General features: G+C 70.3%; 21 protein-coding genes. 9 read left to right on the top strand and 12 right to left on the bottom strand.

Going from position 1 to position 19,852, the window contains the following annotated elements; translation table 11 throughout:
- Positions 1 to 202: 202 nt before the first annotated feature.
- From ACFY0U_RS30630 to ACFY0U_RS30615, 4 genes are all read right to left on the bottom strand, one after another.
- Complete coding sequence (locus ACFY0U_RS30630) at positions 203 to 562, bottom strand: STAS domain-containing protein (protein ID WP_388641317.1); 360 nt, start codon at positions 560 to 562, stop codon at positions 203 to 205.
- Positions 559 to 1,827 carry a PP2C family protein-serine/threonine phosphatase gene (locus ACFY0U_RS30625; RefSeq protein WP_388641466.1) on the bottom strand — a complete coding sequence of 423 codons (1,269 nt, stop codon included), beginning with the start codon at positions 1,825 to 1,827 and terminating at the stop codon, positions 559 to 561. The genes ACFY0U_RS30630 and ACFY0U_RS30625 overlap by 4 nt, the downstream gene beginning before the upstream one ends.
- Complete coding sequence (locus ACFY0U_RS30620) at positions 1,827 to 2,636, bottom strand: alpha/beta fold hydrolase (RefSeq protein ID WP_388641464.1); 810 nt, start codon at positions 2,634 to 2,636, stop codon at positions 1,827 to 1,829. Before ACFY0U_RS30620 ends, ACFY0U_RS30625 begins: the two co-directional genes overlap by 1 nt.
- A gap of 279 nt (positions 2,637 to 2,915) precedes the next feature.
- Entirely contained in the window at positions 2,916 to 3,803 is an 888-nt protein-coding gene (locus ACFY0U_RS30615) for an alpha/beta hydrolase (protein WP_388641315.1), read from the bottom strand.
- A gap of 388 nt (positions 3,804 to 4,191) precedes the next feature.
- Between ACFY0U_RS30615 and ACFY0U_RS30610 the strand changes: the two genes are divergently transcribed.
- Positions 4,192 to 5,853, top strand: coding sequence for a glycosyltransferase family 87 protein (locus tag ACFY0U_RS30610; protein ID WP_388641313.1), 1,662 nt, complete (start codon positions 4,192 to 4,194; stop codon positions 5,851 to 5,853).
- 91 nt (positions 5,854 to 5,944) lie between these two features.
- Here ACFY0U_RS30610 and ACFY0U_RS30605 read toward each other — a convergent pair whose 3' ends face one another.
- Entirely contained in the window at positions 5,945 to 6,814 is an 870-nt protein-coding gene (locus tag ACFY0U_RS30605; RefSeq protein WP_388641312.1) for a helix-turn-helix domain-containing protein, read from the bottom strand.
- A 107-nt stretch (positions 6,815 to 6,921) separates the two neighbouring features.
- On the opposite strand from ACFY0U_RS30605, the gene ACFY0U_RS30600 reads away from it, so the two are divergent.
- Positions 6,922 to 7,350 (top strand): hypothetical protein, encoded by a 429-nt coding sequence (locus ACFY0U_RS30600; RefSeq protein WP_388641310.1) that lies wholly within the window; start codon positions 6,922 to 6,924, stop codon positions 7,348 to 7,350.
- A 166-nt stretch (positions 7,351 to 7,516) separates the two neighbouring features.
- The gene (locus ACFY0U_RS30595; protein ID WP_388641309.1) at positions 7,517 to 8,770 is read left to right on the top strand and encodes an MFS transporter; all 1,254 of its coding nucleotides are present in this window, start codon (positions 7,517 to 7,519) and stop codon (positions 8,768 to 8,770) included.
- 248 nt (positions 8,771 to 9,018) lie between these two features.
- Here ACFY0U_RS30595 and ACFY0U_RS30590 read toward each other — a convergent pair whose 3' ends face one another.
- The 3 genes from ACFY0U_RS30590 to ACFY0U_RS30580 all read right to left on the bottom strand — a co-directional run bounded on the left by ACFY0U_RS30590 (position 9,019) and on the right by ACFY0U_RS30580 (position 11,605).
- Positions 9,019 to 9,468: a hypothetical protein gene (locus ACFY0U_RS30590; RefSeq protein ID WP_388641307.1), complete on the bottom strand. Its 450-nt coding sequence runs from the start codon at positions 9,466 to 9,468 to the stop codon at positions 9,019 to 9,021.
- A 278-nt stretch (positions 9,469 to 9,746) separates the two neighbouring features.
- Complete coding sequence (locus ACFY0U_RS30585; protein WP_388641306.1) at positions 9,747 to 10,322, bottom strand: peptidase inhibitor family I36 protein; 576 nt, start codon at positions 10,320 to 10,322, stop codon at positions 9,747 to 9,749.
- A gap of 599 nt (positions 10,323 to 10,921) precedes the next feature.
- Positions 10,922 to 11,605, bottom strand: a complete 684-nt coding sequence (locus tag ACFY0U_RS30580) for an alpha/beta fold hydrolase (RefSeq protein ID WP_388641305.1) — start codon at positions 11,603 to 11,605, stop codon at positions 10,922 to 10,924.
- Positions 11,606 to 11,824: 219 nt separating this feature from the next.
- Here ACFY0U_RS30580 and ACFY0U_RS30575 point away from each other — a divergent pair, with 219 nt between their 5' ends.
- A complete protein-coding gene (locus ACFY0U_RS30575) occupies positions 11,825 to 12,061 on the top strand; it encodes a hypothetical protein (RefSeq protein ID WP_388641304.1) in 237 nt (78 codons plus the stop codon).
- A gap of 13 nt (positions 12,062 to 12,074) precedes the next feature.
- Here ACFY0U_RS30575 and ACFY0U_RS30570 read toward each other — a convergent pair whose 3' ends face one another.
- Positions 12,075 to 13,139: an LLM class flavin-dependent oxidoreductase gene (locus tag ACFY0U_RS30570; protein ID WP_388641303.1), complete on the bottom strand. Its 1,065-nt coding sequence runs from the start codon at positions 13,137 to 13,139 to the stop codon at positions 12,075 to 12,077.
- A 39-nt stretch (positions 13,140 to 13,178) separates the two neighbouring features.
- On the opposite strand from ACFY0U_RS30570, the gene ACFY0U_RS30565 reads away from it, so the two are divergent.
- The gene (locus tag ACFY0U_RS30565; protein WP_388641301.1) at positions 13,179 to 13,652 is read left to right on the top strand and encodes a M20/M25/M40 family metallo-hydrolase; all 474 of its coding nucleotides are present in this window, start codon (positions 13,179 to 13,181) and stop codon (positions 13,650 to 13,652) included.
- Between the two features lie 31 nt (positions 13,653 to 13,683).
- Here the strand turns inward: ACFY0U_RS30565 and ACFY0U_RS30560 are convergent, their stop codons facing one another.
- Entirely contained in the window at positions 13,684 to 14,610 is a 927-nt protein-coding gene (locus ACFY0U_RS30560; RefSeq protein ID WP_388641300.1) for a DMT family transporter, read from the bottom strand.
- Positions 14,611 to 14,678: 68 nt separating this feature from the next.
- Between ACFY0U_RS30560 and ACFY0U_RS30555 the strand changes: the two genes are divergently transcribed.
- The 4 genes from ACFY0U_RS30555 (at position 14,679) to mftR (ending at position 17,747) form a co-directional block, all read left to right on the top strand.
- Positions 14,679 to 15,287 (top strand): TetR/AcrR family transcriptional regulator, encoded by a 609-nt coding sequence (locus ACFY0U_RS30555; RefSeq protein ID WP_388641299.1) that lies wholly within the window; start codon positions 14,679 to 14,681, stop codon positions 15,285 to 15,287.
- A gap of 269 nt (positions 15,288 to 15,556) precedes the next feature.
- Complete coding sequence (locus ACFY0U_RS30550; protein ID WP_388641298.1) at positions 15,557 to 15,799, top strand: DUF6411 family protein; 243 nt, start codon at positions 15,557 to 15,559, stop codon at positions 15,797 to 15,799.
- A gap of 137 nt (positions 15,800 to 15,936) precedes the next feature.
- A complete protein-coding gene (gene ppk2 / locus ACFY0U_RS30545; RefSeq protein ID WP_388641463.1) occupies positions 15,937 to 16,911 on the top strand; it encodes a polyphosphate kinase 2 in 975 nt (324 codons plus the stop codon).
- 209 nt (positions 16,912 to 17,120) lie between these two features.
- Positions 17,121 to 17,747: a mycofactocin system transcriptional regulator gene (gene mftR, locus ACFY0U_RS30540; RefSeq protein ID WP_388641296.1), complete on the top strand. Its 627-nt coding sequence runs from the start codon at positions 17,121 to 17,123 to the stop codon at positions 17,745 to 17,747.
- On the opposite strand, the gene mftF is transcribed toward mftR, so the two are convergent.
- Together mftF and mftE are read right to left on the bottom strand one after the other, a co-directional pair.
- Positions 17,722 to 19,125 (bottom strand): mycofactocin biosynthesis glycosyltransferase MftF, encoded by a 1,404-nt coding sequence (gene mftF, locus ACFY0U_RS30535; protein WP_388641294.1) that lies wholly within the window; start codon positions 19,123 to 19,125, stop codon positions 17,722 to 17,724. The two genes, mftR and mftF, sit on opposite strands and share 26 nt — an antisense overlap.
- Positions 19,125 to 19,850: a mycofactocin biosynthesis peptidyl-dipeptidase MftE gene (mftE, locus tag ACFY0U_RS30530; RefSeq protein ID WP_388641292.1), complete on the bottom strand. Its 726-nt coding sequence runs from the start codon at positions 19,848 to 19,850 to the stop codon at positions 19,125 to 19,127. Before mftE ends, mftF begins: the two co-directional genes overlap by 1 nt.
- Positions 19,851 to 19,852 lie beyond the last annotated feature (2 nt).

The raw sequence follows: 19,852 nt of genomic DNA, 5'->3' as shown, positions 1-19,852 counted from the left end.
CTGCGCCTCGGTGGAGAACCGGCCCCGGCCGCAGTGCGCGAGGAGTGCGCACGGCTGCTTGGCCCGCCCCGGCCGCCCTGCCCGCCTTGCTGGAGTCCGCCGGGGCCAACCGTCTGGTGGTGGTCCTGGACCAGCTCGACGAGGTGCTCGCGGCCGACCCCGCCGCCGCCACCGCCATCGACGCCTACGTCGGTGCGGGTTGTCAGTCTGAGGCGCTGTGCCAGGCGTCTTCGGCGTCCTGCGCGGTGGGGTGGGTGGGAAAGACCTGGTCCAGGCCGACGATGCGGAAGATCCGGGCGACCGGGTCGGGGACCGCGGCCAGCGCGATGGCCGCGTCGGCGGCCAGGGCGTGGTTGCGGGCGACGATCAGGACAGTGATGCCGCTGGAGTCGCAGTACGTGAGTGCCGCGAGGTCGAGGACGAGCTGCTGCCCCGGGCGCAGGCCGAGCTGTGGGAGGGCGTCGCGGACCTGCGGTGCGGTGCGGTGGTCCAGGTCTCCGGCGAGTTCCATGACCGCGCCGGTCGAGGTGGTGCGCGTGTGGAGGGTCAGGTGCTGGGTCACTGATGCTCTTCACTGGTGGCTCGGGGCACGTGGATGGCGAGGACGGCGGTGTCGTCGTCCACGCCGGTGCCGAAGGTGTCGAGCAGGTCGCGGACCGCGTCGATGGTGTCTGACGCGGTGGTGGGGGCGAGGTCGCGGCCGTAGTCGAGGAGAGCGTCGTCGCCGTACCGGTCTTGGCCGGTGGCGGTGGTGTGGGCTTCGGTGAGGCCGTCGGTGTGCAGGAGCAGGGTGTCGCCGGGGGTGAGGTGAACGGTGGTGGTGGCGATGTGCGCGTCGGGCAGGACGCCGATGAGCTGACCACCGGGGGTGGGCAGGTAGTCGGCGGTGCCGTCGGCGCGCATCAGCAGGGCCGGGGGGTGTCCGCCGCTGGCCAGCGTGATCCGGAAGCCTCCCCGTTCGGGGTCGGGGGTGAGCAGGCCGAAGACGACGGTGCAGAAGCGGGGGTCGGTGCCGTTGTACTCGTGCGTGAGGACCGTGTTGAGGTTGGCGAGGACGGCGGCCGGGTCCGGGTCGTAGACGGCCGCGGCGCGCAGCGTGTAGCGGGCCAGCGAAGTGATGGCCGCCGCGGCGGCGCCCTTGCCGCACACGTCGCCCAGGAACATGCCCCACGTGCCGGCGGCCAGGGGGAACAGGTCGTAGAAGTCGCCGCCGACTTCGTCGACCGAGGCGATGTGGTAGTGCGCGGCGACGTCCAGGCCGGGCACGTTCGCCAGCACGGGCGGCAGCAGGGTCTTCTGCAGGGTGGTGTTCAGGAGCTTGAGGCGGTCGCGTTCGAGGTCGGCCTCCTTGCGGGCGCGCAGCAGTTCCCGCTCGTAGGCGCGGCGCTCCCGGGCGTCGAACAGGGTGGTGCGGATCAGCAGGGGCTGTCCGTCTCTACCGGTCTTGACCGTCGAGGTGACCATGACGGGCAGGCGGGAGCCGTCGGCGGCCTTGAGTTCCAGGGCGATGCCGCTGATCTCGCCCTGCATCCGCAGCAGCGGGGCGAAGTGGGTCTCGTGGTAGAGCCGGCCACCGACGGTCAGGAGGTCGGAGAAGGCCATGCGGCCCACCAGGTCGCCGCGCTCGTAGCCGAGCCAGGCCAGCAGGGTGGCGTTGACCTTGGCGATCCGGCCGTCCAGGAAGGTGGAGAGGTAGCCGCAGGGCGCGTGCTCGTAGAGGTCCTCCGCGCTGTCCTCCAGCAGCTCGGAGAACCGTGCCTCCTCGTCCGCCGACGCTTTGTCCTCGGCGGCGCCCCTGCTGTCCGCCGCGTCGCCGGACTCGCACATCATGATGCGGCTCTTGCGAACGCGGCGATTGCCGCGGCGGTCTCCTGCGGGGCGGCGAGCTGGGGGCAGTGCCCCGTCGCGTTCAGCGTGACCAGCCGGCTTCCCGGAATCTGCGCATGGACGAACGCGCCCACCTCCGGCGGGGCGATGGCATCGCTGGAGCACTGGGCTACCAGCGTCGGCACCCGTACCGCCGCGAGGTCGGCGCGGTTGTCGGACAGGAACGTCACCCGGGCGAAGACCCGCGCGATCTCCGGGTCGGTGCGACAGAAGCTGTTCGTCAGCTCCTCCCCCAGCTCGGGCCGCTCCGGGTTGCCCATGATCACCGGGGCCATCGCGCCCGACCAGCCGAGATAGTTCGCGTCCAACGACTCCAGCAGTTCGTCGATGTCGGCGGCGCTGAACCCGCCCCGGTAGCCCGTGGCCGGGTCATCGATGAAGCAGGGGGACGGTGCGAGCAGCACCAGCCCGGCGAACGCCTCCGGCTCGCGCGCAGCGGCCAGCACGCCCATCATCGCGCTCACCGAATGCCCTACGAACGTGACCGGCCCCAGCGCCAGCTCCCGGCACACCTCCAGCACGTCGTCGGCGTATCCGTCCAGCGAGCTGTACCGATCCCGGCTCCAGGCCGACAGCCGCGAGTTCCCCGAACCCACGTGATCGAAGAGGACCACGGTGAAGTCCCGCTCCAGCGCCGGCACCACCAGACGCCACATGTTCTGGTCACACCCGAACCCGTGCGCCAGCACCACCACCGGGGCACCGGTCCGCCCGGTCACCGCCACATGGTTCCTGCTCCGCACGTCCATGCCAGCCATCCTCGCAGACCGCTCCGGATCGATCGCGTCGCGATCAAGACCGGCGGTACGTCCGTAGGACGGGTCGACGGGGCCGAAACCCTCCGAGATCGGTGCGGGGATGCGGAGCGTTGTGGTGAACAGATCCACGCGCGCTCGCGTCCTTCGCCAACCCGGCTCCGGCGCCGCACGATTCCGGGAAGCGGTACGGCAACCTGCGCCGGCCCCGTCACCATCACCGGGTCTCCAGAGACCCAGCGTCCTGCGAGCCGCGATCCGGGCCGGCCGCTGCTACGAAGTCGCTCCGCCCAGGCCCCCCACCGGCTGGTCCGGGCGATCATCGGATCGCCACAACCAGCGCAAGGCGTCCGGGAGCAGGACGCCACCGTGGTTGGGGCTGTGGCCGCCGTCGCCCAGGACGAGGCGGAAGTCGTAGCCGGCTTCCGCGAGCGCTGCCGCGACGCGCAAATTCTCGGCGAGCCAATTTGCCTCGGGCTCGTTCCAGCGCAGGTCACGATGGCCCGCCTGTAGGAAAATCCGCAGCGGCTTACGGGGAACGCGGGCAATGACTTCGGGGTACGGGTTGCCGTCCGGCATCTGCGCGAAGCTGGACAGGTACCCGATGACTCGGCGGAACTTGTCCGGACGCAGCCACGCCGCCGTCAGGGCGCAGTTACCACCGCTGCTGCCACCGCAGATGCCCCACTGGTCGGGGTCCTCGGCGATCGAGTAGCGCTTCCTGACCTCGGGGATGACCTCGTTCAGGAGGAAGCCGACATACACATCGTCGTAAGCGTCGTACTCGGTGTTGCGGTTCTTCGGATTCGCGGCGCCGGGAAAGACGCCGGGGTCGACGAACACGCCGATGGTGACCGGGATGTCCCCGCGGTGGACGAGGTTGTCCAGGACTATCGCGCCCCGGACCTCCCCTGCGGGGTCCAGATACCACCATCCGTCCTGGAACACCATCAGCGCCGCCGGCTCGGCGGGGTCGTACCGCGCGGGCACATGAACCCAGAACTTCCGTGACGTGCCCGGGTAGATCGCGCTGTCGTTCCAGTCGAACTCGATCGTCTGCCCGACGGGCACGTCCGGCTGAGGGGCCGAGTCGGGGCCGTGGGTGTAGCGAACGTCCGACTGGTCAACCGGAATGGGCTGGTAGGGCACCTCGATCGTCACCCGGGCCAACCTAGGAGAGATCGTGGACCGCCTCAAAGGGATTTGGCTGACGCAGCAGCCTCTAGGCGTGAACCAGCCATCGTCTTGCTGCGAACCTGCCATCGCGGCCGGCGGGTGTTCCTGCGCCAGTCCCCCACCGGAGCAGCTCCCGGCCACCGCCCAGGCCTCGGCCGTATTACCGGTACTCGTGTCGATTTCGCGTCGACGGCTCGGCCGAACGGCTGATGTCAGCGGCAGGGCACCGGCGAAGAATTCAGATGACGGCCGGTGACACTCCGCACGGCTCCCGCGACGCCGCTCCCGCCCGGACCAGGCCTCCATCTCTTCGCTGGCCCCGCCCGCCCGCGTGTCGCCGTCGAGTTGCCCATCGCCGAACGGAGACGCCCCCATGACCGTCGCTGTCGACACGCTCGCCGACGCCGAGCGCGGCGCCCCTGCGCAGCGGCCGAGAAGTCATCGGGGATTGTCCCGCCGGCCGCACCGCCATCGCGTACCGCTGCTGGCCACGGCGGCGATGCTCCCGCTGTATCTCGTGTGGGCGTTCTTCCGCGCCAACGGCGGCGGAGACCTCGCGGCCCAGGACACGTGGGCGCGCTTCGCCACCGAGCACGGCGACTCGGCGTACGGACTGTTCTGGTTCGGTGGCTTGCACACCGCGAACTACAGTCTGCTCTCGCCGTATCTGATGGGCTTCTTCGGGGTGCGGACGATCGCCGTGGCCTCCGGGCTGGCCGCCGGCTGGCTGGCCGCCGTGTTGTTCGTGCGATCCGGGATACGCCGTCCGCAGGCCCCGGCGCTGCTGGCTGCCTTCGGGCTGTGGGTGGACATCGCCGCGGGCCGGGTGACGTTCGCCTTGGGGGTCGCCTTCGCGCTGGCCGCGTGTGTGCTGCTGGTGGGCGAACGGCGTCCGGCACTGGCCGCCGGGTACGCCGTGCTGGCGACGATGAGCAGCCCGGTGGCCGGGCTGTTCCTGGTCGTCGCCGGTGCGGCCTACGGCCTTGTCCGCGACTGGTGGCGGGCCTCCGTGCTCACTCTTCCGCCGTTCGTGGTCGTCGGGGCGACGACCTTGCTGTTTCCGTTCGACGGCGAGCAGCCGATGGCCGCGGGGCGGATCTGGTGGCCCGCGCTGCTGGGGCTCGCTGTGGCGGTGTGTGCGCCGCGTGGCTGGCGGGTCGTCCGCCGCGGCGGTGCCGTGTACGCGGCGGGCGTCGTCCTCACCTACTTCGTCCCCTCCCCCATCGGCTCGAACGTCGAGCGTCTGGCTCTGCTGTTCGCTCCGGCCGTACTGCTGGCCGGCCTGCTCGGCGTGGAGCGGCGGGCCCGGTGTCAACGCGCCTGTCTCGCGCTGGCGTTGGTCGGCTCCTTGTTCTGGCTGGGATCGGGCACGCCGGTCTCCTTCCTGCAGAGCTCCGGCGCGGTCCCGGCGTGGGCCGCCGACACCCACGGGCTCGTCCGCACGCTCGACCGGCTGGACGCGAACCGCTCACGGGTCGAGGTAGTCCCGGCCGACGACCACCGCGAGGCCGCCCTGCTCTCCTCGCACGTCAACATGGCCCGTGGCTGGAACACCCAGCTGGACATGGAACGCGGTCGGCCCTTCTACGACGGCACCCTTACCGCGACGACCTACCGGGCCTGGCTGAACCGGTGGGCCGTCGGCTACGTGGCCGTCTCCGACGCCGAGCCCGACCGCTACGGGGCGGCGGAGGCGCGCCTGGTGCGCGACGGGCCGGCCTGGCTGGAGCCGGTGTGGAGCGACGCGCACTGGCGGTTGTACCGGGTACGGGACGCGGTACCGCTCGTGACCGGTCCCGCGGAGGTCGTCAGCGCATCGGAGGCGTACCTCGTCGTCCACGTGCCGAGGCCGGGTTCGGTGACCGTACGGATCGCCTACTCACCGTGGCTCCACGCCGACAACGGTGGATGCCTGCGCCAACAGGGCGAGTTCACTCGCCTCACCGTCGACGAGCCCGGCTTCTATCAGATCTCCTCCGAATACGAGGGCGCCTACGGCTTCGCGACGCCGCCCTCACAAAGGCCACGGTGCTGATCCGGGCCCGGCAGGAAGGCGTCCTCTCCGTGCGGCGCTTCTTCACTACTCGCGCCGGCCCACAGCCAGTTCATGAAAGCGCCCGATGAGCTCAGGTGGGCGGTGGCGACGTGGCCAGCTTCTGGTCGGCGGCCCAGTTGGCAAGGATGCGGAGCCGTTCGTGGGTGGTTGAACCGGGTGCGGCGGTCCAGACGGTGAGGTGCTGGTCGGGGTCGGTGTTGGCGGTCAAGGTGTCCCAGTCCAGGACGAGTTCGCCGACCACCGGGTGGTTGAGGGTCTTCGTGCCGACGGTGCGGGAGGCGACGTGATGGTCGCTCCACCAGCGGGCGAACTGCTTGTCGCACAGGGACAGTTCGCCGACCAACTCGATCAGGCGGGGGTCCTCAGGGTATTTGGCGGCTTCCATGCGCAGTTGCGCCACGGAGATCTGCGCGGAGGTCTCCCAGTCTGCGTACAGAGTGCGCATGGCCGGATCGGTGAACTGGATCCGTGGGTAGTTGCGGTGCTTCTCCGGGATGCGGGAGAAGTCGGTGACCAGGGCGGCGGCCAGTGCGTTCCAGGCCAGGATGTCGCCGCGTCGGCCCTGCACGATGGCCGGGGTGGCGGTGAGGTCGTCCAGGACCCGCTGCAGCTGCGGCTGGACCTTCTGCCTGCTGGGCCGCCGGGTACGGGGCGTGGACTTGCCCGCGAGTTGGAAGAGATAGCCGTGCTCGTCGTCGTCCAGATGGAGCACCCGGGCGAGGCTGTCCAGCACGGGCGCCGATGCCTGCATGCGGCCCTGTTCGAGACGGGTGTAGTAGTCGGTGCTGATATTGGCGAGCTGGGCGACCTCCTCGCGGCGCAACCCGGCCACCTTGCGGGGCCTGTCCGTCTCGGGGAGGCCGACCGTGCCCGGGCTCAGCTCCGAGCGTCGCTTCTTGAGGAATTCGCCCAGCTCGTTGAGGGGAGCGTTGCTGGTCATGCTTCCCAGGATGACACTCGTGGCGCCTGAGGATGGAGGGACATTTTACGCGGCCGGAGGAGACAGTCCGCAGGTCACTCCGAGTGGCAGCCGGCAGGCATACCGCTGTGGTGCTGTTGACGTGGATCGCTGAGGTGGCGGACGAGCCTCTCGTACTGGAGCCGGCTGACCGCCGGGTGGAGTGGGAGACCAACACCTGGTCGCTGGGTGCGGCTGACGAGGACAGGCGTTCGTTGTCCGTCGCCGAGGTGGTGGCTGCGTTCGAGCGGACCGCTGCCGCCATCCGGGAACGCATTCCCGATCTGGGCTTCTCCGGGGTGGCGACGTTCTACGTGTGGCACGACCAACAGGCAGGACAACTCCGGTGCTCGACCGGTTCTGTGCCCCCGGATGCGTTGCCGTTCAGCGGTACCTATGTGGCTTGCGACGACCTCGGTCCGGTCGTCGAGGGATTTCTGGCCGACAGCGAGCCTGGCTTCGAGCCGGAGATCGAGCCCTTCGGTGTCTGGGTCAGCAGTGTCGGAGCCGCTCACTGACTGGTTCTGCCCGTCCACACGGACGAGTCGGCCGATTCGTCACGATGCAGGGAGAAATTCCTCCCCCTCACGGAACGCCCGTGCGGTGCGATGCTCTACGGCGTCCCCACCCCGGCGTCCCGCCCCGCAGCGGTCGCATGTCGCCCTGAAACGAGAATGCCACCGAATGTCACCCACGACCGACGAACGACCCCGCAAGCTGCCTTTCGTCGTCGTGGTGCTGTCCGCCGGGACATTCCTCATGGGTACCACCGAATTCGTCATCGCGGGCCTGCTGCCCGAGATCGCCGATGATCTGGATGTCTCCCTGTCCCAGGCCGGACTGCTGATCACGGCGTTCGCGGCAGGCATGATCGTCGGCGCACCGGCGATGGCGATCGCGACGCTGCGCCTGCCCCGGCGCTCCACGCTGATCCTCGCGCTCGTCGTCTTCGCCCTCGGCCATCTGGTCGCCGCGCTCAGCTCGTCCTTCGCCCTCGTACTCGCAGCCCGTGTGGTGACCGCACTGGCCACCGGGACCTTCTGGTGCGTCGCTGCGATCGTGGCCACGACCGCGGCAGGGCCGGGAGCGACGTCCCGTGCCCTGGGCATGCTCCTGGGAGGTCTGACCGTGGCCACCGTGGCCGGCGTACCGTTGGGCGCGTGGTTGGGGCAGCTGTCGGGCTGGCGCGGGCCGTTCTGGGTGCTAGCCGCGCTGTCGGCCGGCGCGGCGGCGGTCATCGGCCGCTACATCCCCGCCGCCGAGCGACGCGAAGCGCCTTCGGTCAGAGCCGAGTTCGCCGCGCTGCGGGATGTCCGGGTCTGGCTGACGCTGAGCTCCATGACGCTGCTGATGGGCGGGGTCCTGGCGACATACAGCTACGTCGCGCCCCTGCTCACCGAACGGGCCGGTATCTCCGCCGGGGCCGTGCCCATGGTCCTGACCGGCTACGGCCTGGGCGCCCTTCTGGGCACCACGGTCGGTGGACGCCTGGGCGACCGTCGCCCCCTGGCCACGCTCCTCACGGCCGCGGCCACGACCACGTTGGTCCTGCTGTTGTTGACCTCGCTCTCCACCAGCCCCGTGGCGGCCGTCGTTCTGGTGACGCTGATGGGGATGACCGGCTTCGCCGCGAACCCGGCGCTCGGCGCACTGGCCCTGCGCTTCGCCGGTTCCGCACCCACTCTCGCCTCCGGCCTCAGCGGCGCGGCGCCCAACGTGGGCATCGCCATCGGCTCCTGGACGGCGGGCATCGCCCTGACCTCACCGCTGCAGCAGACCGGGCCCCCGCTGGTCGGCACAGTGGCGGCCGCCCTCACCCTCGTACCGCTGACCGCGCTCGCGCTGATGCGCGCCACGCGCTCCGACACACCCCCGCCCCGGCCCCGGGCAGTCACAGACCAGCAGTCGATCGGGCGCGGACTTCAGAACCTTGGCTGACGCGGTACTCGGCTCGTCCCACGCGCGAGTACGCAGCCACTCTCGCGGACCGGCAGAGCGTGAAGTACGGCCAGGCGACGAGGATGCGCCGCCACACGGCCAGGCGTAGTCGGCGCTGCCGGAGAGGACGAGGTCGAGGGTCGCGATGCAGCCCGCCAGTTGCCGTCCTGCCCGCTCCCCTGCACGACGGACGCTGTCGGCGCCGCCGCGGGTCACCGGAAGGACCGGTGACCCGCCGCAGCCTGTGCTCAGTACCAGGCGGTCCAAGCCATGTCGTGACCGTCGCAGGAGAGAACGGCTCGCGACACACGGCCGTTGAGGTTGTTGCCCATCTGCGTGTAGGCGTAGGTGATGCCCGGGTCGACGGTCTCGGAGACCCAGCCGTCGTTGCGGCCCACGCCGTCGTTGGAACGCTGCAGCAAGGCCGCGCAGTTCTCCCGGGAGTTCTCGATCCGGGCGAACGAGCCGCACTTGTCGGAGTAGAAGTACTTCAGGGCCATGTTCCCGGCGTACTGGGTGGATCCGACCTGTCGGAACGTGCCCGTGCAGTAGTTCGTGGTGGGGTACTGCCCCTCCATGCCGTAGGCCCCGTAGTTGCCACCCGAGAACGCGGCGGCGTGTGCGGAGGTCGGCAGGAGCGACATCACCGCGGCGGCGCTCCCCGCGGCCAGCAATGTCCTGAGCGATCGGCGGCTCATCGGCCCTCTTTCGTGTGTCGGCGAGTGTGGTGGGTGCGCGCGGACGACCGGCAGCCCGACCGTCCCTCGCTCACTGCTGGTGACCGTAGGATCGATCACCCGGCCCGCGACACCTGACATGTATCAGGGTCGGCTTCTGGACGTCCGGACGATCCTGTCGCCGGTGCGGCCGCCCACCGGACCGAACGGCTTGCCCGGATGTTCTCCTGATGAGCCGTCAGCCGTCTCGACCAGAGGCCGTACCTGACCAGCGGGAACAGCGGAATCGCGTGGCAGGATCAGCAGGGCCTGACGTACCAGACGGGGGTCCAGTCATAACTCGGGTTGCCATAAGGGGCGCCAGGCGTGACGTGGATGACGGTACGGTTCTTGTTCTTCAACAACGCCTGGGTGCCACGGGTCTGGAGGTTGTAGTAGGAGCCCTCGCCGGTCCAGTCCTGCAGTGCGTAGTCCTGGCAGTAGTACAGGGCCAGCCGGTCGCCCATGCCCAGCTGCTCGCGGTACATGCAGAAGTACTCCTGATCGCACTCCCACTGTGCCGCGGCCCGGCTTTCGGCCGACGTGCCCAGATCACGCACATACCTCTCGCCGGGAACGGTGACCGTCAGCGTGGCGCCGTCGCCCAGGGCGATCTCATTCGCCGCGACCTGTCGTCCGTCGTGGCGGGCGAGGTAGCGGTCCACCTTGGTCTGGAGAGCGTCGGCATCGTCTCGGCTGAGACCGGCAGCGCGGACCTGCTCCCCGAAGGCCGATCGGGCGGGCGCCGCCTCGGCGGATGCCGGTACCGCCAAGCCCACAGACACCGCAGCCACGGCTGCGGCCACGAGGGATGCGTAGCGCTTCACTAAGGACATGCCTCTCCCTTCCTGATGAATCGTGACGAAGCAAAGGGCAACGAGGAACTGGACCAGACACAGGGCCGGCTCCCGGGTGCCGCGGGGTCATGATCCGCACGCGAATGACCAGGGCTCTGCATGGGCCGAGCCGTGCTACGCCCGATCCCCTCGCGCCTTCCGAGTGGAGCCCGCTGCCCACGGCTCCTGAGGCCTGCGGGAGAACGTACTCGGCCTCCCCCTCCGTGTCGTCCTGACATCTGTCAGGACGACACGGAGGGCAACCAGCGGGGCAAAGATCCAGCGCTGTGTCCAGAGCACACTGCCAAGGTCCACCACAAGGTTCACCACTTGGGGCGCTGCAAGGTGGCTGATCCCGAACCGCGCACGACCCACGCCGCCACCTCCGCCCAGATCGCGCCGACCTGGCCGCACCAACAGTCCCGCGGCGACGGCTCTCCCCCCTGTCCGCGGTCCAACTCTCCGCGCTCGAACCGCCGGCGGCGCAGGTGGCCGGCACCCGCTACGCGGGCAGGGGCATCACCGCGGCCGCCCGCGAGTGACCCGCAGCCCGACAGGGGGTACTGAACGCCGGCTTCCCACAGGGCCGCGCATCAGCGTCACGCGCCACCGCCGGCCGGCGGCAGCGCCCCGAGGACTGCCGCAAGACCACCCGGATCGTGACGGGCGATGTTGTGGCCGACGGGAATCTCATGCACCCGCCAGCCCGAGTCGCGGCGCAGCCGTTCGGTCACGGCCACGAACGGGCTGCCCGACCACGCCCCACCGCTGATGAACGTCCGGCCGACCGCGCCTCCAGGACCGCTGTGCAGCCTGAGCGACTGAAGGAAGCTCGGCAGCGGGTGCGGCCGCGCACGCGGGTCGATCCCGGAAGGGACCGCCACCCAGCGGCCGTCGCCGCGGGCACCGGTCATGAACAGGTGCCGGAACTCGTCACTGGTCAGCGACCAGCATGAATCGCCGTCCTCCGGGACGTATGCGTCGATGAAGACGAGCTGATCGATGCGATCGGCGAGCCGGTCCGCGACACCGGCGATCACCATCCCGCCGTAACTGTGCCCGCACAGCGCGAGGGGTCCTTCCCCGGCGCGGCCGATGGTCCCGGCCACCTGGTCGATGTGGGCGTCGAGATTCGGCGGCCGGTCCACGTCGGCCGGGCCGTCCGGCTCCAGCCCTGCCAGGGTCACCGCCTCGACCTGGTGACCGTCGCGGCGCAACTCGGCCGCCACCGCGTCGAACGCCCACCCGCCCTGCCAACCACCTGGCACCATCACGAACTTCACCGCGTCATCGTAGGTACATCAGCACCCCACGCACCCCCCGTGACAGTGCGTCACAGCTGTTGCGGGGTCGGCCCGCGACGATCGGGGTTCCAGGGCAACGGACCCCACAGCCCCTGCCCCACGCCAAGGACCCACCGAGTCAGGGACGACAGCACAACGCCGCCTGTGCGAGGACCTCAGACCTTCACCGGCTCGATCGCTTCCTGGCAAGATCGCTTCGTGGATCTTTCCGAGGGCTTGGCCGGCTGGACCGACTGGGACGGAGCTGCCTTCGTGGCGGGCCGTTCACTGGGGATCTTCGGCGAGTCCGAAACGTTCGCCCAGGTCAAGTGGGTGTTCTGGACGGACGATCCGATGGGGAACGCCCTGCACGAGGTGCTCCTGCAGTTGGTCGCCGCCCGGGTGCTGGAACGCCGGGAAGAGCCGGACGAGCAGTTCCGTTGGATGGCCCGGTGACTCCAGGTCCCCTTCAGGACACCCGGAGCACCTGAGCGGCATCGTCCGCGGCCGGTTCCACCTCCGGCTTGATGCCCAGCGCCTCGGCGACGAGCGCGTGGGAGTACCGACGGGCTTCCTGGTCGGGGCTGATGCTCTGGAGCATCACCTCCGTCGCGCCGGCCTGTTCGATCATCTGGAGGAGCTGGTCGCGTACGGTTTCCGGGCTGCCGGCGACCTGACGGGGCCACTGCGCGCCGACGATCCGGGACGGTTCGTCCTTCTGGGCCGTGGTGAGCATGCGGGAGGCTTCGTCGACGGACACGATGTCGGGGATCCGTCCGGAGCGGGCCGCGTAGGCGAAGACGGCCCGCATCGGCCAGGTCATGCGGTGCGCCTCTTCGTCGGTGTCGGCGGCGAACACGCTGACGCTGAGCATCACTTGGGGAGTCTCGGCGCCGTAGTGGGTGGGCCTGAAGGCCTTGCGGTACGCCTGGAGCGCGGGCACCGCGCCCGCCGGGTTGATGAAGCCGGCGAAGGCGTAGCCGACGCCGAGCCCGGCGGCGAGGCCCGCGCTGCTGCCGGAGGAGCCGAGGATCCACGGGTCGGGGCGGGCGGTCACGGACGGCATGAGCTGGATCTGCCGGAAGGGGTGGTCCCCGGGGAAGGTGCGGTGCAGGAAGGCCGGCACCTCCTGCACCTGCTGGTCGAAGTCGTCGAGGTGTCCGCCGTCCCGGTCGCGCCTCAGGGCGATGTCGGCCGGCGGACCGGTGGTCGCCCGCCCGAGCCCCATGTCGAAACGCCCCGGCGCCACGACCTCCAGCTGCAGGAACAGTTCGGCGACCTTCAGCGGGCTGTAGTGGTTGAGCAGGATCGCCCCGGAGCCGATGCGGATGCGTTCGGTCTCGCGCGCCACGACGCCCATGAGGATCTCGGGCGCGTACGAGGACACGGTGGGCAGGTGGTGTTCGGCGAACCACATCCGGTGGAAGCCGTGTTCCTCGGCGTGCCTGGTGGTGGCCAGCGCCTCGTCGAACGCCTCGAACGCGGTCGTGCCTCGCGGGATCGAGGCCTGCTCCAGGATCGAGAGTTTCACCATGGCTGTCGTCTCTTCTCGTTGGTTCCGGCGCGGAGGCCGGTGCGCGTCGAGATCGAGCGCGTCGAACCGGTTCCCGGCCGGGTCAGCACCGTGTTCCGCGTGCCCGGACACGACCCCGCGGCACCCGCGCTGACCCTGCTCGGCCACACCGACGTCGTCCCCTCCGACCCGCGCACCTGGTCCCGGGACCCCTTCTCGGGAGAGGTCCGGGACTGGATCGTGTGGGGGCGCGGCGCGATCGACATGCTCAACGTCACCTCCGCCATGGCCGTGGTCACGCGGGCGGTGGCACGCTCGCCCAAGCGGCTCGCCGGGGACCTGGTGTTCGCGGCCGTCGCCGACGAGGAGGCGGGCAGCCGTTATGGGGTGGGCCGGATCGCCGAGCACCGGCCCTGTTGCTCCCGATCCACCCCTCGCCGACGTGACCGGATGCAGCGCCCCCAGCACTGCACCGGGTCGCCTGCGCCGACGCGAATGGGCCGGCTCCCCGGTGGCCCGGGCAGCAGCCGATGAAGAACCTCCCCGCTCTGACCAGGCAGAGACGTCAGGCACCGTGCTTGGCCGGTCTCGCGGCGTCGTCCGCCTCCCGCGCGCGCACCCTCATGGACGAGGTGTCACCGCGATGGACGATGACGACCGCCGCGAGGCCGACGGCCAGGCCGAGTGCGGTCTGCGGGCCGAACGTCTCGCCGAACATGAGGGCTCCCCAGACTGCCGTGACCGGGGCCATGAGGAACATGAGCGTGTTGACCTTGGTCACTCCGGAGCGCCTCAGGATGAGCCAGTACAGCCCGTATCCGCCGAAGGTCGACAAGGCTACGAGCCAGATGATCGCGGCCCAGAACGAGAGTTCAACGGGTGGCCTCGCGGCTCCGGCGCTCACGGCAAGTGCCGTGAAGATGACGGCGCTGGTGGCGCAGTGGACGGTCAGCGACACCGTGGGCGCGACCCGCGTGCGCGAGCGGCTTTCCAGGAACGTGGCCGCCACCAGCGAGAGCATGCCGAGGAAAGGGATGAGATAGGCCCACCAGGCGACACCGGTACCGACCGCGGCATCGGCCAGGGTGACGATGGCGACGCCGCTCACCCCCAGGCACAGGCCGAGCCACTGCCTGCGTGAGACGTACTGATGCAGCAACGGTCCGGCGAGTGCTCCGGCGACGAGGGGCTGGACGCCGTCGATCAGGGCTGTGGTGCCGCTGGAGACCCCGAGCTGGATCGCGTAGTAGACGGTGAGCAGATAGCCGCTCTGCGACAGCGTGCCGATCATGGCCTGCCGGGCCACATCCCGCACCGCGAGGCCCCGCCACGACGCTCTGGAGACGGCGGCGACGACGATCAGGATGACGGCCAGCGGCAGGAACCGCCACATCAGGATCGTGACCGCGGACGCACTGCCCGCGCCGAGCTTGGCTCCGATGAACCCGGAACTCCAGCAGATCACGAAGGCGATCGAGAGCAGGAAGTTCACACCTCAGCCTCCACTAAACAGATCGGTATACCCACGTCCCACTATACAGATCGGTATACTCCTGGGGTATGGGCACTGCTGAGAAGCCGCGACGGATCACGATGACGCCTGCCGCACGACGTGCCCTGGAGGCCGCCGCGAGGCTGTTCTACGAGCGCGGCATCCATGCCGTCGGGGTGGACCTGATCGCCGAAGAGGCCGGGGTGACCAAGAAGACCCTCTACGACCGGTTCGGCTCCAAGGAGCAGATCGTCGTGGAGTACCTCGCGGATCGCGACGAGCGCTGGCGGGCCTTCCTCGCTCAGCACCTCGACGCCGCACAACCGGCGTCGGCAGCGCGCGTCCTGGCCGTCTTCGACGCCTCACGCGCGTGGTCGGCGAAGAACAGCTCCAAGGGGTGCAGCATGGTCAACGCCCACGCCGAGATCAGCGATCCGTCCCACCCGGCCTACGCGATCATCACCGGGCAGAAGCAGTGGATGCTCGCCCTGTTCACCGACCTCGTCAGGGACATCACCCCGGACGGGGCCGACCGTCTGGCTCGAACACTCATGCTTCTCCACGAAGGAGCGCTCGTCGCCCACGGCCTGAACATCCTCACGGACCCCATCAGCCATGCCCGCGAACAGGCCCAGGCTCTCCTTGCCACCGCCGGGGACTCCGCAGCGAAGCGGTGAGACGCCATCCCCCAAGACCGCTGACGGTGAACAGCCATACCTCTGGTCGCTTCCGATCACATCCGGCGGTCCCTGTCCTGGACGCTGCGGTTCGCCGCGGTTCGGTACGTTCACCCTCAACGCGCCCGAGAAGCTTGGCAACCGCTCCGGCCCGACATGGGGGCTGGTGCGTCCTGACGACCACGCGGGCGGTTTGTTCCAGGCGAACGGGGCAGTCGGGGGAGCAGAAACACAGAGGACCTACCTGCCACCTGATCCTGGAGACAAAGATGGTCATCGGCATCGTCATCGCCGGCTGCGTCGTCCTGGCCGTGCTGGCCTTCCTGCTGCCGCGGCTGTCCCGGCACCCGCAGAACGGTGCCCAGCGCGGACTGGGCGCCGGGTCGCGCGCCGGGTCGAAGGCGCCGGGCGTCCTCGGCCGGCTGCTGAGCAAGCCGTTCAGTTCCAGCTCGCGGGCGATGGGCCGTAGCGGCGCCACCGGTCGGCGGGCTCGCAGCCGTATGCCGTTCTGATCCGGGACGTCGTGACAGAGAAGGCGGCGGGCCAGGTGCGGGGAACACCCCGGCAGCCGCCGTCGCCGGGGTCCCGTGCGGGAAGAGCAACGAGCAAGGTCGGGAGAGCAACGGTGTCGGAGCACGAGCGCAGGGCCCTGACGGACGACGACGGGGAGGACGCGCCCCTGGAGGCGGCGCTCCTCGACGGACTCAGTGTGGACCGGCGCCGCCCGGAGCGGCCGGTGCTGCTGGACGCGGACGGCAGCACGGTGGACACCTGGCGGGAGAACTACCCCTACGACCGCAAGATGAGCCGCCAGGAGTACGACCGGACCAAGCGCATCCTGCAGATCGAACTGCTGAAGATGCAACGCTGGGTGAAGGAGACCGGCCAGCGGTTCGTGATCCTCTTCGAGGGGCGTGACGCGGCGGGCAAGGGCGGCACCATCCAGCGCTTCACCGAGCGGCTCAACCCGCGCGGCGCCCGCGTCGTCGCCCTGGAGAAACCCACCGAACGCGAGGCGGGGCAGTGGTACTTCCAGCGCTACGTCGCCCACCTGCCCGCCCGCGGTGAGATCGTCTTCTTCGACCGCTCGTGGTACAACCGGGCCGGTGTGGAACGGGTCATGGGCTTCTGCACCGACGACGAGTACAAGACGTTCCTCGAACAGGCCCCGCAGTTCGAGCGGATGCTCACCCGGGACGGCATCCAGCTGGTGAAGTTCTGGTTCTCCGTCTCGCAGGCCGAGCAGCGGACCCGCTTCGCCATCCGGCAGGTCGACCCCGTACGGCGCTGGAAGCTCTCCCCCACCGACCTCGCCTCCCTGGACCACTGGGACGAGTACACCGCTGCCAAAGTCGAGATGTTCCGTGCCACCGACACGGAGTTCGCGCCGTGGACCGTGGTGAAGAACAACGACAAGCGCCGGGGCCGATTGGAGGCGATGCGCAGCCTGCTCCACCTGTACGAGTACCCCGGCAAGGCCCCGGAGGCGGTCGGCAAACCGGATCCCCTGGTCGTCGGCGCCGCCGACACCCTCCTGGAGGCAGGCGAGGAACCCGCCGACCTCTCCCCCACCCCCCTGGCTCGCCAAGACCACGGCCCCGGCCCCGGCACCCACCCCGAATGAAGCGAGGCGGCCGACGGGCAGCACCAGCGTGTCAGGAACGAGCGTCATCCATCGACGCACCCTTGCCCACAGCGATCCACGGGGCACCAGAAGCGATGGAGGTTGATCACGGACGGGGCCTTCGACCAGCGCGGTAGCATCCCGTACGGAACACGACGTGCGGACGGCGCCCGCACGTCGGTCGAGGAGGACGGGCGGTCAGGGAAAGAGTGGGTGTGGAGCCGCTTCGCAGCAGAGGGACCGGTGGCTCTGTCGCGGCCAAGGCAGGCCGGCCACCCGTCAGTTCGCGCAATTCTCTCGAGCGGCTCGGATTCGAGCTCTTCGCCCGTCAGGGATTCGACGGCACGACCGTGGACGACATCGCCGCCGCCGCGGGCATCGGCCGCCGCACCTTCTTCCGCTACTTCGCCTCCAAGAACGACCTCGTCTGGGGCGACTTCGAGGCACAGCTCGTCAGGCTCGAGGACCTGCTGGGCGCGGCTGATCCCAACTCGTCGATGATGGACGCGCTGCGGCACGCCGTGGTCGAGTTCAACCGGTTCGACCCCGCCGAGGTGCCCTGGCACCGGCAGCGCATGGAACTCATTCTGCGGGTTCCCATCCTCCAGGCCGACTCGACGCTGCGGTACTCGTCATGGCGGGAGGTCGTCACCCGGTTCGCCGCGACACGCACCGGCCTGCCGGTCTCCGACCTGCTGCCGCGCCTCGTCGGCCATACCGTGCTCGCGACCTGTATCGCCGCCTACGAGCACTGGCTCCGGGAGCCTGACGCCGATCTGGGGCAGCTGCTGGACGCGGCCATGCGGGAGCTCACGGCCGGTTTCGGGCACTACTGACGCGCGGACGCAGGGCTCTGACGGAGTGGCCCCGGAGCGCGGAGAGCCAGACCCCCGTGCCGTAGGCCAGGTCGTCGAGGCGGCGGGCGAGACCGTAGCGGATCGGGTCGAGAGACGCGCGGTCGCTGCGGTACTCCAGGGCGATGTCGGTGACGGCGGCCGTTGCCGCCGCCCTGCGGATCCGGGCCGACACCGAGCAGCCGAGCACGGTCAGCGGCCACCAGTGCCGGTTCACCAGGGCCGAGGTCTGACTCAGGGCGCTGACGGCTCCGTTGGCCGTGAGGCGCACGGCCAGGCGGTACGGGTGCTCGATGCCGTCGAGCTTCCGGGCGATGCGCACTGTGGCAACCCCGAGGGCCGCGCCGGCGGCGGGCACGGACCAGCGCCGCTGGGCGAGCAGAGCGATCACCAGGGCGGTGCTCCACGGGGCGAACACCGCGGGGGCGATGTGGTCGGGGTGCCGTCGGGCGAGCGGGGCGGCCCCGGTGCCGTACACCGCCTTGCGCAGGAACCAGTCGTCGAACCGTGCCCGGTGTTCATGAGCCGCCTCGACGGCCGGCTCGTACCGTACGCGCCAGCCGTTCCCGATCAGCCGCCAGCACAGATCGACGTCCTCCCCCACGCGCATCGTCTCGTCGAAGCCGCCCTTGAGGGCGTCGACGCGCGCCACGACGCAGGCCGTGCTGGCCCAGGAGACCGGGGTGCCGGGGCGCACCGCGGCCGGGTTGCGTCCGAGGTCGAGCGAGGAGCGGACCTCCTCGTAGCGGCCGATCCAGCTCGGAGGGACGGAGTGCGGCAGGCCCGAGATGCGCGGTACGGCCATGGCGACCCTGGGGTCGGCGAAGTGCCGGAGCAGTGTCGTCACCGTGGCGGGGGTCAGTACGACGTCGGAGTCGGCGAAGACGACGTAGGGCGTGGTGACCTGCCGCAGTCCCGCGTTGCGTGCCCCGGCCGGGCCGACGTTGGCGGGCAGGGAGACTAGGCGAGCGCCGTGCTTGGCCGCTACGGCCGCCACGTCCTCGGGGTGGTGCGAGGCGTCGTCGACGACGATCACGGGCTGGTCCGACCCGAGGCCGGTGAGGAGTCGGTCGAGTTGGTGTGCGCGGTCGCGGACCGGTACGACGACCGTGTACCGGGGGTCGGGGCGGGACGGCAGTTCCTCGACGACCGGGTTGGCCATGCCGTATTCCAGCAGCCGGTCCGCCAGGACGGCGCTCGCCCTGTCGGTCACACGCAGGGTCCGGCCCGTCAGGAGCGGCTGGGCCTTCGGTGTCAGGCGGAGCAGGCGCGTGGGGAAGCCGCCGAGGAGGGCCCGGCCGTCGTCGAGGACGCGGGTGTGTCGGTCGAGGGTGACCACGAATCCGTGCGGGAGGGGCATCAGTGGGCGCCCTTGCCCTCGGAGGGCTCCATGAGGTGCCCTCGGCCGTCGGTGACGCCCGCGGTGATGCGGCGGACGGTGCGCGCGACCATCAGCTCCATCAGTCTGCGGCCCTCCTCCGCCGAGGCGCCGGTCGGGTCGCCGAGCACGCCGGAGGGAGAGACCGCGCGGACTCCGTGCGCGATCAGGTCGGGCATGAGGGAGGCGATCGGCCGGGGGGCTCCGGCGACGGCCGCGTCCAGCCGTACGTCCTGAGGGGCCAGGCGCAGCATCAGCGAGGTCTCCGTGCGGCCGGCGTGCGCGTCGCCGCCGGGTACATGGCAACCGGTCCAGGCCACGTCGTGGCCCTCCTCGCGCATCTGCGGTACGGCGGTGGCCAGGCTGGCCACATTGCCGCCGTGGCCGTTGACGAAGACGACGGACCCGGCCCACAAGGACAGGGAACGCGTCAGCTCGACGAGCACCGAGCACAGCGCCTCGTGCCCGATCGAGACGGTTCCGCGGAAGTGGGCGTGCTCGCCGCTGGCGCCGTAGAGCACCGGCGGTGCCACCAGCCAGGGGCCGGGCAGCGCGTTCGCCGCCCCCTCGGCGACGGCCCGGGCGATCACGCTGTCCGTGTCGAACGGCAGGTGCGGGCCGTGCTGTTCGGTCGAGCCGACCGGCACCAGGACCGGGGGCTTCGGCGGAACAGCGGGCCAGACGGTGCGGGCCAGGTCGCGGGACATGG

This window comes from Streptomyces sp. NPDC001536 (assembly GCF_042894505.1).
Lineage (GTDB): Bacteria > Actinomycetota > Actinomycetes > Streptomycetales > Streptomycetaceae > Streptomyces.
Note: the sequence above shows the minus strand (reverse complement) of the source record. Positions and strands in the feature narration are given on the sequence as shown.